The sequence below is a fragment of the Streptomyces sp. NPDC051018 genome (assembly GCF_044456085.1).
GTDB lineage: Bacteria > Actinomycetota > Actinomycetes > Streptomycetales > Streptomycetaceae > Streptomyces.
On the sequence record NZ_JBITFN010000032.1, the window covers coordinates 12,500 to 29,631 of the forward strand.

Annotated in this window: 15 protein-coding genes and 2 pseudogenes; 5 read left to right on the forward strand and 12 right to left on the reverse strand. The window is 68.5% G+C overall.

Annotated elements, in window-relative coordinates:
• Window positions 1-29: 29 nt before the first annotated feature.
• From ACIBCM_RS33395 to iolC, 4 genes and pseudogenes are all read right to left on the reverse strand, one after another.
• Window positions 30-319: pseudogene (locus ACIBCM_RS33395) on the reverse strand (3D-(3,5/4)-trihydroxycyclohexane-1,2-dione acylhydrolase (decyclizing)); the annotation flags it as partial.
• Between the two features lie 152 nt (window positions 320-471).
• A pseudogene (locus ACIBCM_RS33400) lies at window positions 472-726 on the reverse strand (5-deoxy-glucuronate isomerase); the annotation flags it as partial.
• 24 nt (window positions 727-750) lie between these two features.
• Complete coding sequence (locus tag ACIBCM_RS33405) at window positions 751-1,629, reverse strand: deoxyribose-phosphate aldolase (protein ID WP_399249899.1); 879 nt, start codon at window positions 1,627-1,629, stop codon at window positions 751-753.
• Window positions 1,630-1,663: 34 nt separating this feature from the next.
• Window positions 1,664-2,623 (reverse strand): 5-dehydro-2-deoxygluconokinase, encoded by a 960-nt coding sequence (gene iolC, locus ACIBCM_RS33410; protein WP_399249901.1) that lies wholly within the window; start codon window positions 2,621-2,623, stop codon window positions 1,664-1,666.
• Between the two features lie 285 nt (window positions 2,624-2,908).
• On the opposite strand from iolC, the gene ACIBCM_RS33415 reads away from it, so the two are divergent.
• From ACIBCM_RS33415 to ACIBCM_RS33430, 4 genes are read left to right on the forward strand one after another with little or no spacing between them, the layout of a single operon-like run.
• Window positions 2,909-3,922: a substrate-binding domain-containing protein gene (locus ACIBCM_RS33415; RefSeq protein WP_399249902.1), complete on the forward strand. Its 1,014-nt coding sequence runs from the start codon at window positions 2,909-2,911 to the stop codon at window positions 3,920-3,922.
• Window positions 3,922-5,001, forward strand: a complete 1,080-nt coding sequence (locus ACIBCM_RS33420; RefSeq protein ID WP_399249904.1) for an ABC transporter permease — start codon at window positions 3,922-3,924, stop codon at window positions 4,999-5,001. Before ACIBCM_RS33415 ends, ACIBCM_RS33420 begins: the two co-directional genes overlap by 1 nt.
• 5 nt (window positions 5,002-5,006) lie before the next feature.
• The gene (locus ACIBCM_RS33425) at window positions 5,007-5,915 is read left to right on the forward strand and encodes an ATP-binding cassette domain-containing protein (protein WP_399249906.1); all 909 of its coding nucleotides are present in this window, start codon (window positions 5,007-5,009) and stop codon (window positions 5,913-5,915) included.
• A 1-nt stretch (window position 5,916) separates the two neighbouring features.
• On the forward strand, window positions 5,917-6,819 hold the full coding sequence (locus ACIBCM_RS33430; RefSeq protein ID WP_399249908.1) for a sugar phosphate isomerase/epimerase family protein: 903 nt from the start codon (window positions 5,917-5,919) through the stop codon (window positions 6,817-6,819).
• 406 nt (window positions 6,820-7,225) lie between these two features.
• On the opposite strand, the gene ACIBCM_RS33435 is transcribed toward ACIBCM_RS33430, so the two are convergent.
• Complete coding sequence (locus ACIBCM_RS33435; RefSeq protein WP_399249910.1) at window positions 7,226-8,323, reverse strand: LacI family DNA-binding transcriptional regulator; 1,098 nt, start codon at window positions 8,321-8,323, stop codon at window positions 7,226-7,228.
• 237 nt (window positions 8,324-8,560) lie between these two features.
• Between ACIBCM_RS33435 and ACIBCM_RS33440 the strand changes: the two genes are divergently transcribed.
• On the forward strand, window positions 8,561-9,892 hold the full coding sequence (locus ACIBCM_RS33440; RefSeq protein WP_399249912.1) for an aspartate aminotransferase family protein: 1,332 nt from the start codon (window positions 8,561-8,563) through the stop codon (window positions 9,890-9,892).
• Window positions 9,893-10,452: 560 nt separating this feature from the next.
• Here the strand turns inward: ACIBCM_RS33440 and ACIBCM_RS33445 are convergent.
• The 7 genes from ACIBCM_RS33445 to ACIBCM_RS33475 form a co-directional block, all read right to left on the reverse strand.
• Entirely contained in the window at window positions 10,453-11,772 is a 1,320-nt protein-coding gene (locus tag ACIBCM_RS33445; RefSeq protein WP_399249914.1) for an amidohydrolase/deacetylase family metallohydrolase, read from the reverse strand.
• A gap of 13 nt (window positions 11,773-11,785) precedes the next feature.
• Window positions 11,786-12,274 carry a RidA family protein gene (locus ACIBCM_RS33450; RefSeq protein ID WP_399249916.1) on the reverse strand — a complete coding sequence of 163 codons (489 nt, stop codon included), beginning with the start codon at window positions 12,272-12,274 and terminating at the stop codon, window positions 11,786-11,788.
• Between the two features lie 65 nt (window positions 12,275-12,339).
• Window positions 12,340-13,917: an aminotransferase class V-fold PLP-dependent enzyme gene (locus ACIBCM_RS33455; protein ID WP_399249918.1), complete on the reverse strand. Its 1,578-nt coding sequence runs from the start codon at window positions 13,915-13,917 to the stop codon at window positions 12,340-12,342.
• 201 nt (window positions 13,918-14,118) lie between these two features.
• Window positions 14,119-15,063 (reverse strand): LysR family transcriptional regulator, encoded by a 945-nt coding sequence (locus ACIBCM_RS33460; RefSeq protein WP_399249920.1) that lies wholly within the window; start codon window positions 15,061-15,063, stop codon window positions 14,119-14,121.
• A 128-nt stretch (window positions 15,064-15,191) separates the two neighbouring features.
• The gene (locus ACIBCM_RS33465) at window positions 15,192-15,554 is read right to left on the reverse strand and encodes a hypothetical protein (protein WP_399249922.1); all 363 of its coding nucleotides are present in this window, start codon (window positions 15,552-15,554) and stop codon (window positions 15,192-15,194) included.
• Complete coding sequence (locus tag ACIBCM_RS33470) at window positions 15,526-16,323, reverse strand: ABC transporter ATP-binding protein (protein WP_399249924.1); 798 nt, start codon at window positions 16,321-16,323, stop codon at window positions 15,526-15,528. Before ACIBCM_RS33470 ends, ACIBCM_RS33465 begins: the two co-directional genes overlap by 29 nt.
• Entirely contained in the window at window positions 16,320-17,060 is a 741-nt protein-coding gene (locus ACIBCM_RS33475) for an ABC transporter permease (RefSeq protein WP_399249926.1), read from the reverse strand. Before ACIBCM_RS33475 ends, ACIBCM_RS33470 begins: the two co-directional genes overlap by 4 nt.
• Between the last annotated feature and the right edge of the window lie 72 nt (window positions 17,061-17,132).

Below are 17,132 nucleotides of genomic sequence, written 5' to 3' on the forward strand. Positions count from 1 at the left end.
CGACCCTCCGTGACATCACAGCAGCGCTCGCCCGGGCCGATCGACGTCGTCACCGCCTGCGCCGAGAGGCGGTCGAGCTGACGGGCGTAGCCGACGGCCGCGTGCGCCATGGACGCTCGTTGCGGCCCTGGTGGTAGGGCATGACGTCCTCGCCCGCCTGGAGGAGGGCCTGGCCGAGGCCGGCCACGTTGCCATGGCCGAGAATGCCCCAGGTGCCGGGGATGAGCCGGTGCAGTACGCCATCGCGCTCGGTGTACTGGGGGGACAGGAATCGCACCAGTGCCTGGGCGACGGTCAGACGGACGGTGGATGGACTTATCGGGACCTCACCTGGAGGGAGCGTTGCAGAGGGGCAGGCGGGTGTCGACGGGCTGGTCCGGCCAGGTGCCGCGGACCCGGGCGTGATGGGGGTGGTCGCGGATCAGCCAGGCGCGGTCGGACTTGGGGCCCCGCCATGGCGTTGAGGGAGCAGACCCCGCTGAACACGCCGTGCCTGCCGGTCCGAGGGAAGGTGTCGTGGCCGGGATCGTCGGTCGCCTCGACCGCGCAGTTCCCGTTCAGCGGCAGCGCGCTCCACTCGTTGTCGCCTGTTCCGAAGGTGTGCGACCCGCCGGGCGGCAGCTGGGGCACATGAGGGCTGGAGTGGTCCCCGTCGGCCTTCTCGGGCGTGACGTCCACGACGTAGGGGCTGCCGAGCGCCTTTCCCGCAGGAAGGTGATACATCATGGTGTTCCTCCGCGTCAGGGTCGGTCACAACAGGCCGACAGCCGTGTCCACCGCCGTCTCCACACTGCCTTCGGTCGGGTAGAGCAGCGAGCGACCGGCGACCAAGCCCTGGACGGTGGGCAGTCGCAGTGCCTTGCGCCAGCGTTCGTACGTGCCCTCCGCCTCGTCCCCGACCTCACCGCCGAGGAGGACGACGGGAAGAGTCGACGTCTCCAGGGCCTCGGCCATATCGTCCGGGTCCTCGGTGACGGGCAGCTTCAGCCAGGTGTAGGCGGAGGTGCCGCCGAGGCCGGACGCGATGGCTATCGACCTGGCGACGGCCTCGGCGGACAAGTCGTTGCGTACCTTGCCGTCGACGCGCCGGGAGATGAACGGCTCGACGAACAGCGGCAGCCGCACCGCCGCCATGGCGTCGATGGCCCGGGCCGTGGACTCCAGAGTGGTCAGCGAGCCCGGGTCGTCGTAGTCGATACGGACCAGCACCTTGCCCGCGTCGAAGCGCAGCCGGGCGATGTCCTCGACGCGGTGGCCGGTGAAGCGGTCGTCCATCTCGAAGGACGCGCCCGCCAGACCTCCCCGGTTCATGGAGCCCATGACGACCTTGTCGTCGAGGACGCCGAGGAGTAGCAGGTCTTCCAGGATGTCTGCGGTGGCCAGCACTCCGTCGACGCCGGGCCGGGAGAGCGCGGTGCACAGACGTTCCAGCAGATCGGCCCGGTCGGCCATGGCCCGGCGCCGGTTGCCCACGCCGAGGGCGCCGCGGGCCGGGTGGTCGGCGGCCACGATCATCAGGCGGCCGCTGTCGCCGATCAGCGGGCGGCGCACCCGGCGGGCGGCGGCCTCGGCGATTTCCCAGGGGTGCCGGGCCCGGATCGCGGTGAGGTCGGGGATGCCGATGCTCAAGGAATGCTCCCTTCAGGGGTGGCTGGGGTAGCTGTCACGGCCTCTGCGCGAGGAGGGCCTCGACCTCGGGCTCGGTGGGCATCGCGGAGGAGCAGGCGAGGCGGGAGGCGACGAGTGCGCCGGCGGTGTTGGCGTACCGCATGACCTTCTCCAGCTCCCAGCCGGACAGCAGCCCGTGGACCAGCGAGCCGCCGAAGGCGTCGCCCGCGCCGAGTCCGTTGACGACCTCGACCGGCACCGGCGGCACCTCTGCCTCCGTACCGTCACGGTGCAACGCGAGGACGCCCTCGGGGCCCTGCTTGACGACCGCCAGTTCCACACCCGCCGCCAGCAGCGCCTCGGCGCACGCGCGGGGCTCGCGGACCCCGGTGGCGACCTCGCACTCGTCGAGATTGCCGACGGCGACCGTGGCGTGCAGCAGTGCCTCGGTGTAGTACGGGCGGGCCTGGTCGGGATCGCGCCAGAACATGGGGCGCCAGTCGAGGTCGAAGACCGTGGTGCCCGTCGTATCGCGCGCCTCGAGGGCGGCGAGAGTGGCGGAGCGGCTCGGTTCCTGGCTCAGGCCGGTGCCGGTGATCCAGAAGACACGGGCCGAACGGACCGCCCGGTAGTCGAGCTCGTCGGAGTGTATCTCCAGGTCAGGCGCCTTGGGCTGCCGATAGAAGTAGAGCGGGAAACTGTCCGGCGGGAAGACCTCGCAGAACGTCACCGGTGTCGGGTAGGCCGCTACCGGGGTCACCCAGCGGTCGTCTACGCCAAAACCCTTGAGGGCTTCGTGCAGGTAGGCGCCGAATGGATCGTTGCCGGTACGAGTGATCACGGCGGTGCTGCGGCCGAGCCGGGCGGCGGCCACCGCGACGTTCGCGGCGGAGCCGCCGAGGAACTTGCGGAACGTCTCCACCTGCGCCAGCGGGAGGCCGGACTGCAAGGGGTAGAGGTCGACTCCCATTCTTCCCATCGTGATCAAGTCGAAGGTCCTGGCTGACTCGGCCATGCGTAACGCTCCTTGAGCTGGACAGGGATTGCGAGTCCCACGGGGCCTGCCGCCCCCAACGTGTAGGACGTGGAGGCCGGCACTGTCAATAGTTTGTACTGACATTCGGACGTGATGTGAACTGATGTCTTAACAAAGTATTGACAGCGGACGCATCTGGGGATTGGATCCCGTCCCAGCGGAACCGCCGTGTCCCACGGCGCACAGGACCCGGACCGCGAGGTCCGGGTCATGGATACCAGTGATCAATCCCTTTCCCCCGTCGCACAGTGAGGTGCTGGAAAGATGGACCGCACTTACCCTCGTTCCCGCAAGTTGGTCGCCGTGGTGGCCTTGGCCACCGCGGCCGCGCTGCCTCTCGCAGGCTGTTCCAGCAGCTCTGGTGGAAAGGAGGCCGACGAGGGCGGGGCGAACGCATCCGCGGGCAGAGCCGACACACCCCGGATGACGGTCGCCCTGGTGACCCACCAGGCGCCCGGCGACACGTTCTGGAGCATCGTCCGCAAGGGCGCCGAGGTGGCTGCCGCCAAGGACAACATCAAGCTGGTCTACTCCGCCGACCCGAACGCGGGCGGCCAGGCCAACCTGGTGCAGAACGCGATCGACCAGAAGGTCGACGGCATCGCGGTCACCCTTGCCAAACCGGACGCCCTCAAGGACGTCATCGGCAAGGCGAAGGCGGCGAACATCCCGATCGTGGGCCTCAACTCCGGTGTCAGCGAGTGGCAGAAGCTCGGCCTGATGGAATTCTTCGGCCAGGACGAGACGGTGGCCGGCGAGGCGCTCGGCAAGCAGCTGAACGAAGCCAACGCCAAGAAGGCCGTCTGTGTCATCCAGGAACAGGGCAACATCGGCCTCACTCAGCGCTGCAACGGCGTGAAGAAGACTTTCAAGGGCACGACCGAGACCCTGAACGTCAACGGCACGGACATGCCGTCCGTGAAGTCCACGATCACCGCCAAGCTCACGGACGGCGACATCGACTATGTCGTCGCCCTCGCCGCCCCGATCGCGCTGACGGCCGTGAAGTCCGTGGACGAGGCGGGCAGCAAGGCGAAGATCGCGACATTCGACCTCAACAAGGAACTGACCGGAGCGATCAGCAAGGGCGACATCGAGTTCGCCGTCGACCAGCAGCCCTACCTCCAGGGCTACCTGGCGATCGACTCCCTGTGGCTTTTCAAGAGCAACGGCAACTACATGGGCGGCGGCGAGGCCCCGGTGCTGACCGGTCCGGCCATCGTCGACAAGACGAACGTGGAGAAGATCGACGCGTTCGCCGCGAAGGGCACGCGGTGATGGGCATGGCCCGACAGGCTGAGCCTGCGGTGACCACAGCGCCTGACCTCGGACCCGGCAAGGGATCCGACGGGCGGACCCGGCAGCGGCCCCTTGCGCTGTGCCTCCTCGCCCGTCCCGAGGTCGGCGTCTTCCTCGGCGCCGTCGCGGTGCTGATCTTCTTCCTCATCACCGCCCCGGCCGTGCGTGACGGCAGCTCGATGGCGAACATCCTGTATCAGTCGTCGACGATCGGGATCATGGCGCTCCCGGTCGCACTGCTGATGATCGGCGGCGAGTTCGACCTGTCCGCCGGTGTCGCCGTGATCACCTCGGCCCTGACCGCGAGCATGATCAGCTACCAGCTGACGATGAACGTCTGGGCCGGCGTGATCATCGCCCTGATCCTGTCCCTCGCGATCGGCCTGTGCAACGGCTGGCTGCTGGTCAAGACCGGGCTGCCGAGCTTCCTGGTCACCCTCGGCACGTTCCTGATCCTCCAGGGTGTGAACCTCGCCGTGACCAACCTGGTCACCAACAACGTCGCCACCGACGACATCAGTGACATGGACGGCTTCGACCAGGCCAAGGTGATCTTCGCTTCCTCCTTCGACGTCGGTGGCGTCCAGGTCAAGATCAGCGTGGTGTGGTGGCTGGTCTTCGCGGCGCTGGCCACGTGGGTGCTGTTGCGGACCAAGTACGGCAACTGGATCTTCGCGGTCGGCGGCAACCAGGGCAGCGCCCGCGCCGTCGGTGTGCCGGTGACGTTCACAAAGATCTCGCTGTTCATGCTGGTGGGCTTCGGCGCCTGGTTCGTCGGCATGCACCAGTTGTTCTCGTTCAACACGGTGCAGTCCGGCGAGGGCGTGGGCCAGGAACTCATCTACATTGCCGCAGCCGTGATCGGCGGCTGTCTGCTGACGGGTGGTGCCGGTTCCGCGATCGGTCCGGTCTTCGGTGCCTTCATGTTCGGCATGGTCCAGCAGGGCATTGTCTACGCCCGCTGGAACCCGGACTGGTTCAAGGCCTTCCTCGGCGTGATGCTCCTCGGCGCCGTTCTCATCAATCTGTGGGTCCAGCGCACGGCGACCCGGAGGTGACCCGCATGACCAGCAAACAAGCCGGCACCCGCGGCGCCGTCAGCCAGGGCGAGGCTCCCGGCAAGGACGCCCCGATCGTCGAACTGCGCGGCACGGGCAAGGCATACGGGAACATCCGCGCCCTGCACGGCGTCGACCTGAAGGTCTTCCCCGGCAAGGTCACCTGCGTGCTCGGCGACAACGGCGCGGGCAAGTCGACCCTGATCAAGATCATCTCGGGTCTGCACCAGCACTCCGAGGGCGAGCTCCTCGTGAACGGCACACCGGTGTGCTTCTCCACCCCGCGCGAGGCGCTGGACAACGGCATCGCGACGGTCTACCAGGACCTCGCGGTGGTCCCCCTGATGCCGGTGTGGCGGAACTTCTTCCTCGGTTCCGAGATGACGAAGGGCCCCTGGCCCGTACGCCGTCTCAACATCGAGAAGATGAAGAAGATCGCCGACGAGGAGCTGCGCAACATGGGCATCGTCCTCGACGACCTGGAACAGCCCATCGGTACCCTCTCCGGCGGCCAGCGCCAGTGCGTCGCGATCGCCCGCGCCGTCTACTTCGGTGCCCGCGTCCTGATCCTGGACGAGCCGACCGCCGCCCTCGGCGTGAAGCAGTCCGGCGTGGTGCTGAAGTACATCGCCGGCGCCCGCGACCGTGGCCTCGGCGTCATCTTCATCACCCACAACCCCCACCACGCCTACATGGTCGGCGATCACTTCAGCGTTCTGCGCCTGGGCACGATGGAGCTGAACGCCTCCCGTGCCGAGGTGAGCCTGGAGGAGCTCACCAACCGCATGGCCGGCGGCAGCGACCTCGCGGCCCTCAAGCACGAGTTGTCCCAGGTACGCGGAGTAGACGTCGAGGAACTCCCCGAGGATTCCGACCTCACCGCGCCCCTGGCACCCCCGGAAGGGAAGTCCTGACATGGCCCCCGCGCTGGACCGTATCCGGGTCGGCTCGGCCCCCGACTCCTGGGGCGTCTGGTTCCCCGACGACCCCGTCCAGGTGCCCTGGGAACGGTTCCTCGACGAGGTCGCCGAGGCCGGCTACGACTGGATCGAGCTGGGCCCGTACGGCTATCTGCCGACCGACCCGGCACATCTGGCCGACGAGATCAACAAGCGGAACCTCAAGGTCTCGGCCGGCACGGTCTTCACCGGCCTGCACCGCGGTCCCTCCGTCTGGGAATCGACCTGGCGGCACGTCAGCGAAGTCGCCGCGCTCACCCGGTCCATGGGCGCTGAGCACCTGGTCGTCATCCCGTCGTTCTGGCGGGACGACAAGACCGCCGAGATCCTGGAGCCGCCGGAGCTCACATCCGGGCAATGGACCCACCTGGCCCAGGGCATGGAGCGGCTCGGGCACGAGGTGAAGGAGACGTTCGGCCTCGACATCGTCGTGCACCCGCATGCCGACACGCACATCGACACCGAGACCCACGTCGAACGCTTCCTCGACATGACCGACTCCGGCCTGGTCAACCTCTGCCTGGACACCGGTCACTACGCCTACTGCGGCGGCGACAGCGTCAAGCTGATCGAGACCTACGGTGAGCGCATCGGCTATCTGCACATCAAGCAGGTGGACCCGGAAATCCTGGCTGACGTGGTGAAGAACGAGGTCCCGTTCGGACCCGCGGTCCAGCGCGGCGTGATGTGCGAACCCCCGTCCGGCGTACCGGCGCTGGAGCCGGTCCTGGAGGCCGCGCAGAAGCTGAACGTGGACCTGTTCGCCATCGTCGAGCAGGACATGTACCCCTGCGAGCCGGACAAGCCCATGCCCATCGCGGTGCGCACCCGCAAGTTCCTGAGGCGCTGCGGCGCGTGACGACCCGGAAGGACGGCCGAGCACCGGACTCGGCGTCCGCACCCGCTCGGAGTCGCAGTCACTCGGTACCGCAACGCAGGGCGCGGACCATGGGCACCGCATCCAGGAGGTCACCCGCGCGACAGGGGTGACCGCCGTCGTGGACGTCGTCGCGGACCCAGCGAATCGGTCGCCGTCCGTGTCGACGGCTGCACCGTCCACACCGACCCAGCCGCCGCGATGGCGTCGGCCGACGTCGACACGCCGGGGGTCGCCTTGCCGGGCCCATTGAGAAGACGGCCCTCCTCGCCGTCTTCGGCGGCGTACGCGACCGGGTCCGCGGATACCCCGCACCGGCGGCATCATCGCGTCACACACACATGGTGTGATCACCGTGCACGCCGACTACACGTCGGGCGACCTCGCGTCAGCGCTTCGGCGCGTCCGCGGACTCGCGTTCGATCAACGTGCCGGTCAGCGTGTGCTGTTCCCCGCGGCGCTCGCCGTCCTGCGCGGCGAGCACAAGCTCCCATGCCAACTCACCGAGCCGCCGCTTCGGATTGCACAAGGTGGTGAGCGGAGGATCGACGTACTCCGCGAACTCGATGTCGTCGTACCCCACGATCGACACGTCAGCCGGCACGTTCAATCCCAGATCGTGTGCGGCTTTGATGGCCCCGATGGCCAACAGGTCGCTGGAACACGCGAGCGCGGTAGGCGGTGATGGGGCCTCCAGGCACCTCCTGGCCACCACACGGGCGGCTTCGAACGAGTCCTCGCCGGCGGCATGTACGCGTACGTCGAGACCTCCCTCCTGGAAGGCATTCCGGAAGCCGGACAGTCGCAGAAGGCACGTCCTCACCGGTGGTCCGGTGAGGAAGGCGACATCGCTGTGTCCGAGCCGCAGCAGATGCTGCGCGACCATGCGACCGCCGGCGAGGTCGTCGTAGAAGACACGGGCCGCCCATGGGCCGGGGGCAGCCTGATCGGACAGCCGCTTCACCGTGCTGCTGGTGACCGGCCCCGAGCCGAGCGCCTTGAAGAGGTCCCATTGAGGTGTCTCGTCCCACTCCAGCAGCACCAGGGGCGGCGTTCCGCGGTTCGGAAGAGGCCACGACTGCGAGTTCCCCGCCGCACCGCCCACGATGATTCCATCGAGTCGCTTGCTGAGGAGCAGGTCGAGCATGGTGCGCTCGCGTTGCGGTTCGCCACCGGAGCTGGCCACGACGACGGAGTAGCCATGCCTGCCCGCGAGTTGCTCGATGCCGTGGGTCACCTCGCCCCAGTAGGGGACGCCCAGGGAGGGGACGAGGACCCCGACGGTCTTCGTCGAGCCGGTCACCAGCGCACGTGCCACGGAGTCCGGGCGGTATCCGAGCTGTTCCGCGGCTTCCAGTACACGCTGACGGGTCTCAGGGCGCACCAGCGTCGACGCCTGGAACGTTCGCGTCACCGTGGCGATCGAGACGCCACTGAGGCGGGCGACGTCACGGATCGTCGCCGCACGGGAATCCGACCGATCCATCAGCGAGCCGTCCCTCCAGCCCTCAGCGGGCCCTCCGGCCAGCCCAGAAGCAGGCCGTGACCTCGTCACATCCGTATGTCTTGACATGCGAATGGTACCGTTTACACTTTCCGCAATCCACCGCTTCGACGAACCGGGCAACCGGTCCTCGGTGAATGTGACCGTTTACATTTCGAGTGAGAGGTGAGTCGCGTGACGAACGGACAGCAGACGCAGCCGGACTACACATCGTGGCCAGTGGACAGCAGTCGGTCGCGGGCACTGCATGAGCGAGCGCAAGGGGTCGTCCCAGGAGGAGTCGTCGGTCAGGGCAGGAGCTACGACCCGTATCCGCTCTACATCGACCGTGCTGAGGGCGCCTACATGTGGGACGTCGACGGCAACCGCTACCTCGACTTCCACAGCGCCTTCGGCGCGGTCCTGCTCGGTCACAATCACGACGGGGTCCGCGCCGCGATGGAGGCCTGTCTGCGCGATCGCGGTGTGACCTTCGCATGCGCGCACCCACTGGAGGCAGAACTCGCCGAGCGGATAGTCGACATGGTGCCGTGCGCCGAGATGGCCGTCTTCAGCTGCACCGGCAGCGAGGCCACTCTGCATGCCCTGCGGCTGGCCCGTTCCGTGACCGGACGGCAGAAGGTGGTCAAGTTCGAGGGTAACTACCACGGGTGGAACGAGCACCTGAACTGGAGCGTCCACTTCGACGCCGAGCGCGACGGCGGTCCGCCCGAGCGGCCCACTCCCTACGCCGAGAGCGCCGGTGTGGTGGAGTCGGCACGGGACAACGTCCTGGTCGTGCAGTACAACGACACCGCCGGGCTCACCCGTGTCGTGGAAGAGCACCGGAACGAGATCGCCGCGATCATCGTCGAGCCGATGTTCTTCAACGCGGGAGTGATTCTCTCCGAACCCGGCTTCCTCGAACAATGCCGCGCGCTCTGCGACAAGATCGGCGCGATCCTGATCTTCGACGAGATCATCACAGGCTTCCGGGTCTCTCCCGGGGGAGCCCAGCAGCTGCTGGGCGTCCTACCGGATCTGACGACCATGGGCAAGGCCGTCGCCAACGGTATGCCCGTCTCCGTCCTGGCCGGCAAGCGGAAACTCCTCGAGAACCTGTCGCCGACGGGCCGAACCTTCTTCTCCGGCACCTTCTACGGGCACACGCTGAGCATCGCCGCCGCAGCTGCCACCACACGGATCCTGGCCGAGTCCCCCGAACTCTACGAACGGCTGGACCAGCTCGGAACGCGATTGAGCGATGGCCTGCGCGCGGGGGCGGCAGCAGTCGGAGCCAACGTGAACGTGGCGAATCAAGGTTCCGTGTGGAGCATGCACTTCAACGACTCGGCCGCGCGCACCTATCGGGACGTCTCGCGCACCGCCAAGAGCAAGAACGCCGGCATCCAGCGCGACTACCAGCGCTGGATGCTCAAGCACGGCATCTACATCCACCCGCACTACATGATCCGCGGATACATCACCGCAGCGCACGAAAGCGATCACATCGACCACCTGATTGAAAGCAGCAATGCGTTCTTCGAGGCGCACGGTGACGCACTCACCTGAGAGAGTGACCACTCATTCGCCGCTTCGTCAGGGGTGAGTGGGCAGGTACGCCGACACCGAGGACTCACGTTCGCGGCCGGGCGGACAAGCCCCGCTCGGTCTCGACCGGGATCCCTCGATCGACAAGCCGTATGGGTCTCAGCCGGATGGGTCTCAGCCGGATGTTGTCGATGGTGTGTGAGCCGATGTCCCAGTCCATCGCCTCACACACCCGCCGAGCCGCAAGGGGGTGCCGGACCCGGCGCTGCCGGCGCCGGCCGTCGGCAGCGAGGGGGATCCTGGCGGTCAGACCGCCGCGGGACCGGCCGAGGCCATGATGGTGCGGCTCACCGGCCGGGCCCCTTGTGACGGAGGCGAGTACGCCGGCAGTGGGGCAACGGCTGGGCCACGGTGGTCTTCAGGCGGGTGGGACCGCGGGTCTGGTGGCCGTTCCCGTGGGCGTGGCCGCGTTCGTGGCCACGGTCACGGCGTCACGGAGGGTCCCGGACAGTCCGGTTGGCTGTCGCCGGGCACCGCGCCGACGCGGTGCCCGGCGACGGGCTGGTGCGGACCGGGGCCGCTCAGTGCTCCTTCGCCGCGTCCGTCCGGCTCGCGCCGGGTGTCCACTTGGGCGCCGCCATGCCGTTGCGGTCCCAGACCACCTTGCCGGCACGGACGGTGAGCTCCGTGGCCAGCTTCCGGGTGCCGTCCAGCCGGAAGCCGAAGCTGTCCACGTACCCGAACCTGCCCTTCTCCAGGGAGAACACCGCGAGATCGGCGGGGGCGCCCACCGAGAGGTTGCCCAGGTCGGGCCGCTGGATCAGCTGCGCCGCCTGCCACGTCGAGGCGGAGACGACGTCCTTCAGCGGCATGCCGAGCGTGAGGAACTTCGACATCACGTTGGACATGTCCTTCATGCCCGCGTTCATGCTGGAGATGTGCAGGTCGGTGGAGATCGCGTCGGGAGTGAAGCCCTCCTTCATCGCCGGGACCGCGATGTCCCAGCCGAAGCTGCCGCCGCCGTGGCCGACCTCGAAGAGCACGCCGCGGTCGCGTCCCTGCTGCATCGCCGGATTGAGCTTGCCGTCCTCGCCGAGCTCGCCGCGCAGCCCGGAGTAGGCGTGCGAATAGATGTCGCCGGGGCGCAGCTTCTCGGTGAGCAGGGTCTTCAGCGGGCGCTCGGGATGGTTGGCGCCGAAGTCGACCATGAGCGGGACATCGGCGTCCTCGCCCGCCTGTACGGAGTTCTCGACCGGCGTCCAGTCCGCCCCTTCGTAGTGCGCCGTCTTGATGCCGATGATCGTGTCCGGGTGCTCCCGGGCCTTCGCGACGGCCGGGCCCGGCTTCATGTCGTCGAGGTCCTGCTCCGCCTCGCCGCCTGCCATGCCCTTGCCGACGATGTTGACGAAGGCGAGCACCCGGGTCTTGGAGCGGTCGACGATGTTCTTCTTGAACATGTCGAAGTTGCTCGCCCCGGCAGATCCGGCGTCCACCACGGTGGTGACACCGGAGCGGAAGGTGAAGCCGTCGGGTGCCACACCGTTCCCGCCGTTCGCGTACGCGTCCTCCGGCCCCGGGAAGAGGTGGGCGTGCATGTCGATCAGGCCCGGAGTGATGTACTCACCGGCCGCGTCGACGGTCTTCTCCGCCGCTGAGGCGTCGATGCGCTTCGCCACCTTGGCGATCTTTCCGTCCTTGACGGCGATGTCGCGCACGCCGTTGAGGCTGTTCTTCGGGTCAATGACGTGACCGCGCCGGATGACGAGGTCGTACGCTTCCGCGGGGCCGGCCTCCGCCGCGGAGGGTGCGCCGGTGGGGAGGGCGGCGCCGGCCGTGGCGCCGAGTACCAGGGTGAGGGCCGCGGGCAGGACGAGCCGGCGGACCTTGTTTCTCGCGGGCATCAGGACTCCCATCTCACCTGACGGCGATACAGTCGATCTCGACGAGCGAGTCGCCGGGGATGCCGGCGGCAGCGGCGATGGTGGTGCGTACGCCGGGATTGCGGCCCCAGCGGCCGCGGAAGACCTCGTTCATGCCGTCGTAGTCGTCCAGCGTGTTGAGGTAGACATTGACCTTGAGGACCTTCGCCATCGAGGACCCCACGGATTCGAGGTAGCGCTCGATCTCGTTGAGGACGTGGTCGGTGTGCTGGCGGATGTCACCCTCGAAGTGGGCGCCGATCCCGGAGATGTAGACCATGTCCCCGTATGTCACGATCGGGCTGAACAACGGGTTCTCCGGCGGTGTCGAGCCGTCGGGGTAGTGGACCTCCTTCCTCCGCCGGTGCGGGCGGCCGCGCTCGCTGTCGGCGGCGGCGGGAGCGGCGCCGGCCACCAGCGGTACGGCGGCGACGGCCGCTACTGCGGGAGCCTTTCGGATGAAGTCCCGTCGGTTCGAGGACACAGTTCCTCCGGTGCTGGTTGTGTGTGGATCTGGTGAGTGCATGGCAGGCGGAGCGGTGCCGCCGGTCAGGACTTCCGGACGGCGGTCCAGGTCGCCTTCAGGTATTCGCCCATGTCGAGCCGGCCGCTCATCCGGTCGCCGTCGACCGTGCCGGTGAAGGTGTAGTTGAGGGAGTCCCCGTGCTCCTCGCCGTAGTGGCTGCGTACGGTCACCTGGGTGCCGCTGACGCTGCCGGACGCCGCGCGGGTGACGAACTCGCCGCCGTGGCTGCCGGTGAGCGCGGCGCCCTTCTGGCTGAGTACGAGCCTGTGCGCGGTCGAGGTACTCGCCGCGTATGAGATCGTGACCGCCCAGGTGCCGCCGACATCCACAGCGGGCGGCTTCGGCTTCTCCGGCGGCGGAGGCGGGTCCTTGAGGAGCTGGACGACCGCGTCGGCGATGGTCCTGGCGTCGCCCGGCTCCAGCATGTAGGGAGTGATGGAGACGCCGGTCTGCGCCGGGCCCTCGCCGCTCGCGGCGTTGATGGCGATACGCGGCTCGCCTTCGTAGAGCGTGTCGACGATCGTCCGTCCCGAGACACCGAGCTTCTCGCCGTTCCACAGGACGGTCAGCGTCGGCGTACGGTTGGAGAGACCCTCCGGCTGCACGATCTTCGTGGTGACGCCGTCCACACTGGAGACCCGGCGGGCGATGGACTTCAGCCACGAGGTCCACCTCGCGTACTCGGCCCGGTGGTCGCGCTGCGACCACATCTCGACCGCCGCGAGCATCGCCATCGCCTCCTCCTTGCCGACCTTGAACCCGCGGGCGAACCCGTGGTGCGGCGCGCTGTGCACCCACGCGGCCCGCACGAGGTCCTCACGGCCGAGGAGTATCCCGGCCGACTGCGGGCCGCGCAGGGCCTTGCCACCGCTGTACGCCACCAGGTCGGCGCCGAGGCCGAGGTGCACGTTGGGGACGGTGAGAATCTCCGCGGCGGCGTCGACCAGCACGGGTACGCCGGCGTCGTGGGCGAGGCGAACGATCGTCCTCGTGTCGAGCTCGCTCTCCTCGACACGGGGCATGGCGAAGATGTAGACGAGCGCGGTCTGCGGCCCGAGCGCCGCCTTGAGTTCCTCGCGTGTCTCCACCTCGACGACCTTCAGACCGACCAGGCTGATGGCCGCCTCGTACACATTGCGCGAGTGTTTCGGGATGATCGCCTCGGTCTTGCCGAAGCCGGTCAGGTCGGGTATCTGAATGTGGAAATCGGGATTGCCGCCCGCCACGCAGGCTGCCGCGGCGTGTCCCAGCGCGGCCGAGCAGCCGGAACTGACCATCCCGAACCCGGACTTCGTCAGTTCGCCCAGGCGTCGGCCAACGGCGTCGGCGAGTTCGTCCAGCTGAACGTAGGCGCGTGCCGCCCTGTCGATGGCGTCCCGCACCTCGGGCAGCATCAGCGAGCCGCTGAGGACGGTGTAGGTGCCGCGTCCGTTGATCAGCGGGCGGACGCCGATGTCCTCGTATCCGCTCGTCCTTCCTCTTGTGCCGTGCTTCTCTCTCTCGCCGGTGCCGGAGCCGCTGTTGCCCGCTGCCACGGCCTCGCCCGCCAGCAGCGGCCCCAGTGCGAGGGCGCCGCCCGCGGCAGCACCACGCCCGAGCATCGTGCGACGAGAAACTGCATCAGTCCGCATCCCTGCTCCCGTTCGCCTCATGGATCGTTGTGCGCATCACGCTATGAAGGGTGAGGACGGACGTTAAGCGCGTCCTCCGTATGTGACTATTCGGAACTCGGATGACAGCCCGTCAGCCTCTCGGCGGTACCGTCACGCTGCCGGCCACGGCCGACGGGGAGCGCAACCCCTTCAGGGCCTGCCCTGGCCCAGGCGGCGGGTCCCCGTCGGGACGTCGGACGCCTCGATCTCGCGCAGCAGCGTGCGCGCGGGCGGGGTCAGCGGGCTCGTCGTGCTCCAGTGCACGGCTACCCGGCGGCCGCAGGGGACGTCGAGCTTGCGGGCCACCACGCCGTCCGTGTCGGCCGTGGCGACCGCGAGGAGATTGGTGACGCCGATGCCGAGCCCGCTGCGTACCAGCGAGATCAGGGTCTGCGGCTGGTTCGTCGCCTGCACGGCGTTCGGTTCGAGGCCGCGCTCGCGGAACGCGCGGTAGGTCTCGAAGCCCATCGCCGTCGGCGAGCCCAGCCGGCCGATGGTGATGATCGGGTGCTCGGCCACCTTCGCCACCGGCAGTGGCTCGGGCAGCTCGGCGAGCGGGTGGTCGGGGCGGTGCACGACGATCAGCCCCTCCCACCACAGCGGAAGGAACTCGACCGACGGACCGGCCGGCGGCGACATCGGACGCAGACAGAGGTCGACCTCACCCGCGGCCAGCGCCCCGTCGAGCTCCAGCGTGGAACGCTCGACCAGAACCACCTTGATGGCCGGGCGGGTTCGCGCCATCCGTTCCAGCAGCTGGGGCAGGAACGCCACACTGGCGCTCGGATAACTGCCCAGAGCCACCAGCCCCTGGACCGCGCCCCGGTAGCCGGCCATGGCCGCTTCCGCGCCGGCGAGCTGCCGCAGGATGCCGCGTGCGTGCTCGGCGAACACCGTGCCCGCGTCGGTGAGCGACACGGGTCTGCGGTCGCGGTGGAAGAGTGGCACACCCGCCTCCCGTTCCAGGGCGGCGACGTGCATACTCACCCGCGGCTGGGAGCGGTGGATGACCTCGGCCGCGGCGCTGAAGCTTCCTGTGTCCACGACGCTGAGGAACGATACAAGCCATTCGAGGCGCAAATCGGTACGGAGCATGCCTACCGTTTACCGGCGGGCTCAGCGGCGGACAATCCCGGCTCACGTTTCGGAAGGGGGCCGATCCGCATTCCGAATAGCCGGCCGGGCATGGCCGGCCGCCTGAGCCCGCTCCCGGCGGCTGCGCCTCACCTCCGGGACACACCTCCCTCGGGCGGCTTGATGCTCTCGACCCAGTACCAGCGGGCCAGCGCGTCGACACCCGCCGGCGCCACGCCGCGCAGCTGCACCACGTGCCCGTCCGTGCCCGCGATACGGCCGTGCTTCTGCAGTTGCAGGATGTGGTAGCGCTCCGGGGTGAAGCCGAGCTCGACGTCGACGGAGAACCGGCCGCGGGCGTCCCGTACTTCGCCGACACCGGCCCCTGCCTTCCCCTGGGCCTGCACGGACAGCCAGATCTGGTACGCGGCCACGAGCAGGAGCACCACCGCGATCTTGCGGAGCGTCGGGCTCTTCGCGGCCCTACGCGGAAGCGACGACTGCACCGGCATCGTCCTCATCTCCCGCCAGCAACTCGTTGACCTTGTTTGCGGTACGGCGGAACTCCGGCAGCTCCGCGGTCTCCTGCCAGGTCCGCGGCCGGGGTAGTCGCACGTCGACGATCTCCCGCACCCGGCTGGGCCGGCGCGACAGAACCACGATCCGGTCGGAGAGGAACACCGCCTCGTCCACGTCATGGGTGACGAAGAAGACCGTCGGCCGCCGCTCCTGGAAGATCTCCGTCAGATTCTCCTGCAGTTTGCGGCGGGTCTGCGCGTCGATGCTGGCGAACGGCTCGTCCATGAGCATGACGGCGGGCTCGTTGGCGAGTACCCGGGCCACGCCGAGGCGCTGCTGCATGCCGCCGGACAACTCGTGCGGATACCGGTGGCCGAAGCCGTCGAGCCCGACGAGCTCCAGGAACTCCTTCCCCCTGGCGTTGCGTTCGGCGCGCGGCACGCCGCGCATGCGCAGCCCGAATACCACGTTGCCCAGCACCGTCTTCCACGGGAACAGCGCATGGCTCTGGAAGACGACGCCCCGGTCGGGGCCCGGCCCGTCGACCGGGCGGCCGTCCACGACGACCGTGCCGCCGGTCTTCCGTACGAACCCCGCGACGATGTTGAGGACGGTGGTCTTGCCGCAGCCGCTGGGCCCCAGAACGGAGACGAACTCCCCCTGTTCCACCTCGAAGGAGACATCGTCGATGGCTGTGACCTCCTCACCGCTGTAGGAGTCGGTATACGCCTTGTGCAGGTTGTCGATCCGAAGTGCGGTCATCCGTCGTCCTCCATCGTGCGTACCATCCCCCAGCGTTCGACGGTCGCCCGCTCGAACGGAGCCAGAATCAGGGCGTCCAGCGCGTACCAGAGCACGCCGAGCACCGCCATGCCCAGAAACACCTGGCTGATGTCGCCCGTCCGGCGGGCGTCGAACATCATGAAGCCGACGCCACTGGTGCCGACGATGATCTCCGCAGCCACCAGGGCCCGCCAGCCGTAGCCGAGCCCGGTGCGGATGCCGCCGGCGACGGAGGGCAGCGCCCCGGGCACGATCACCTCCAGGAACACCCGCCATCGCCCTGCGCCCATGCTGCGCGCCGCCCGGACGAGTTCGCGCGGCACCTGCTCAACACCGGCGACGATGCTGAGCATCAGCGGGAAGACGATCGTGTAGGTGAGGACGAACGTCACCGAGGTGAGGCCGAAGCCGAACCACACGATGACGATCGGCAGCCAGGCGATGTCCGCGATGGCCTGGAAGAACAGCAGGATGGGCCAGCAGAAGCGGCGCAGCCGGGTGAACATCGCCACGGCGAAGCCCAACGGCAGCCCGATGAGCAGGCCGACACCGACGCCGTACGACAGCCTCGTGAGCGAGTCGGCGAGATAGCCGGGCAGGATGCCCTTCTCCAGCATCTCCACGAGCTTGTCGACAACCTCGGGCGGACCGACGAAGAAGGACTCCGGGAACACCTCCAGCGCGGCGAGCAGCCACCAGAGGGCGACCACCGGCACGAAGGGGCCGAGAGTGCGGACGGTACCGCTGCGGGTACACCCGAGCCACACGCGCCGCGCGAGTCCGGGACG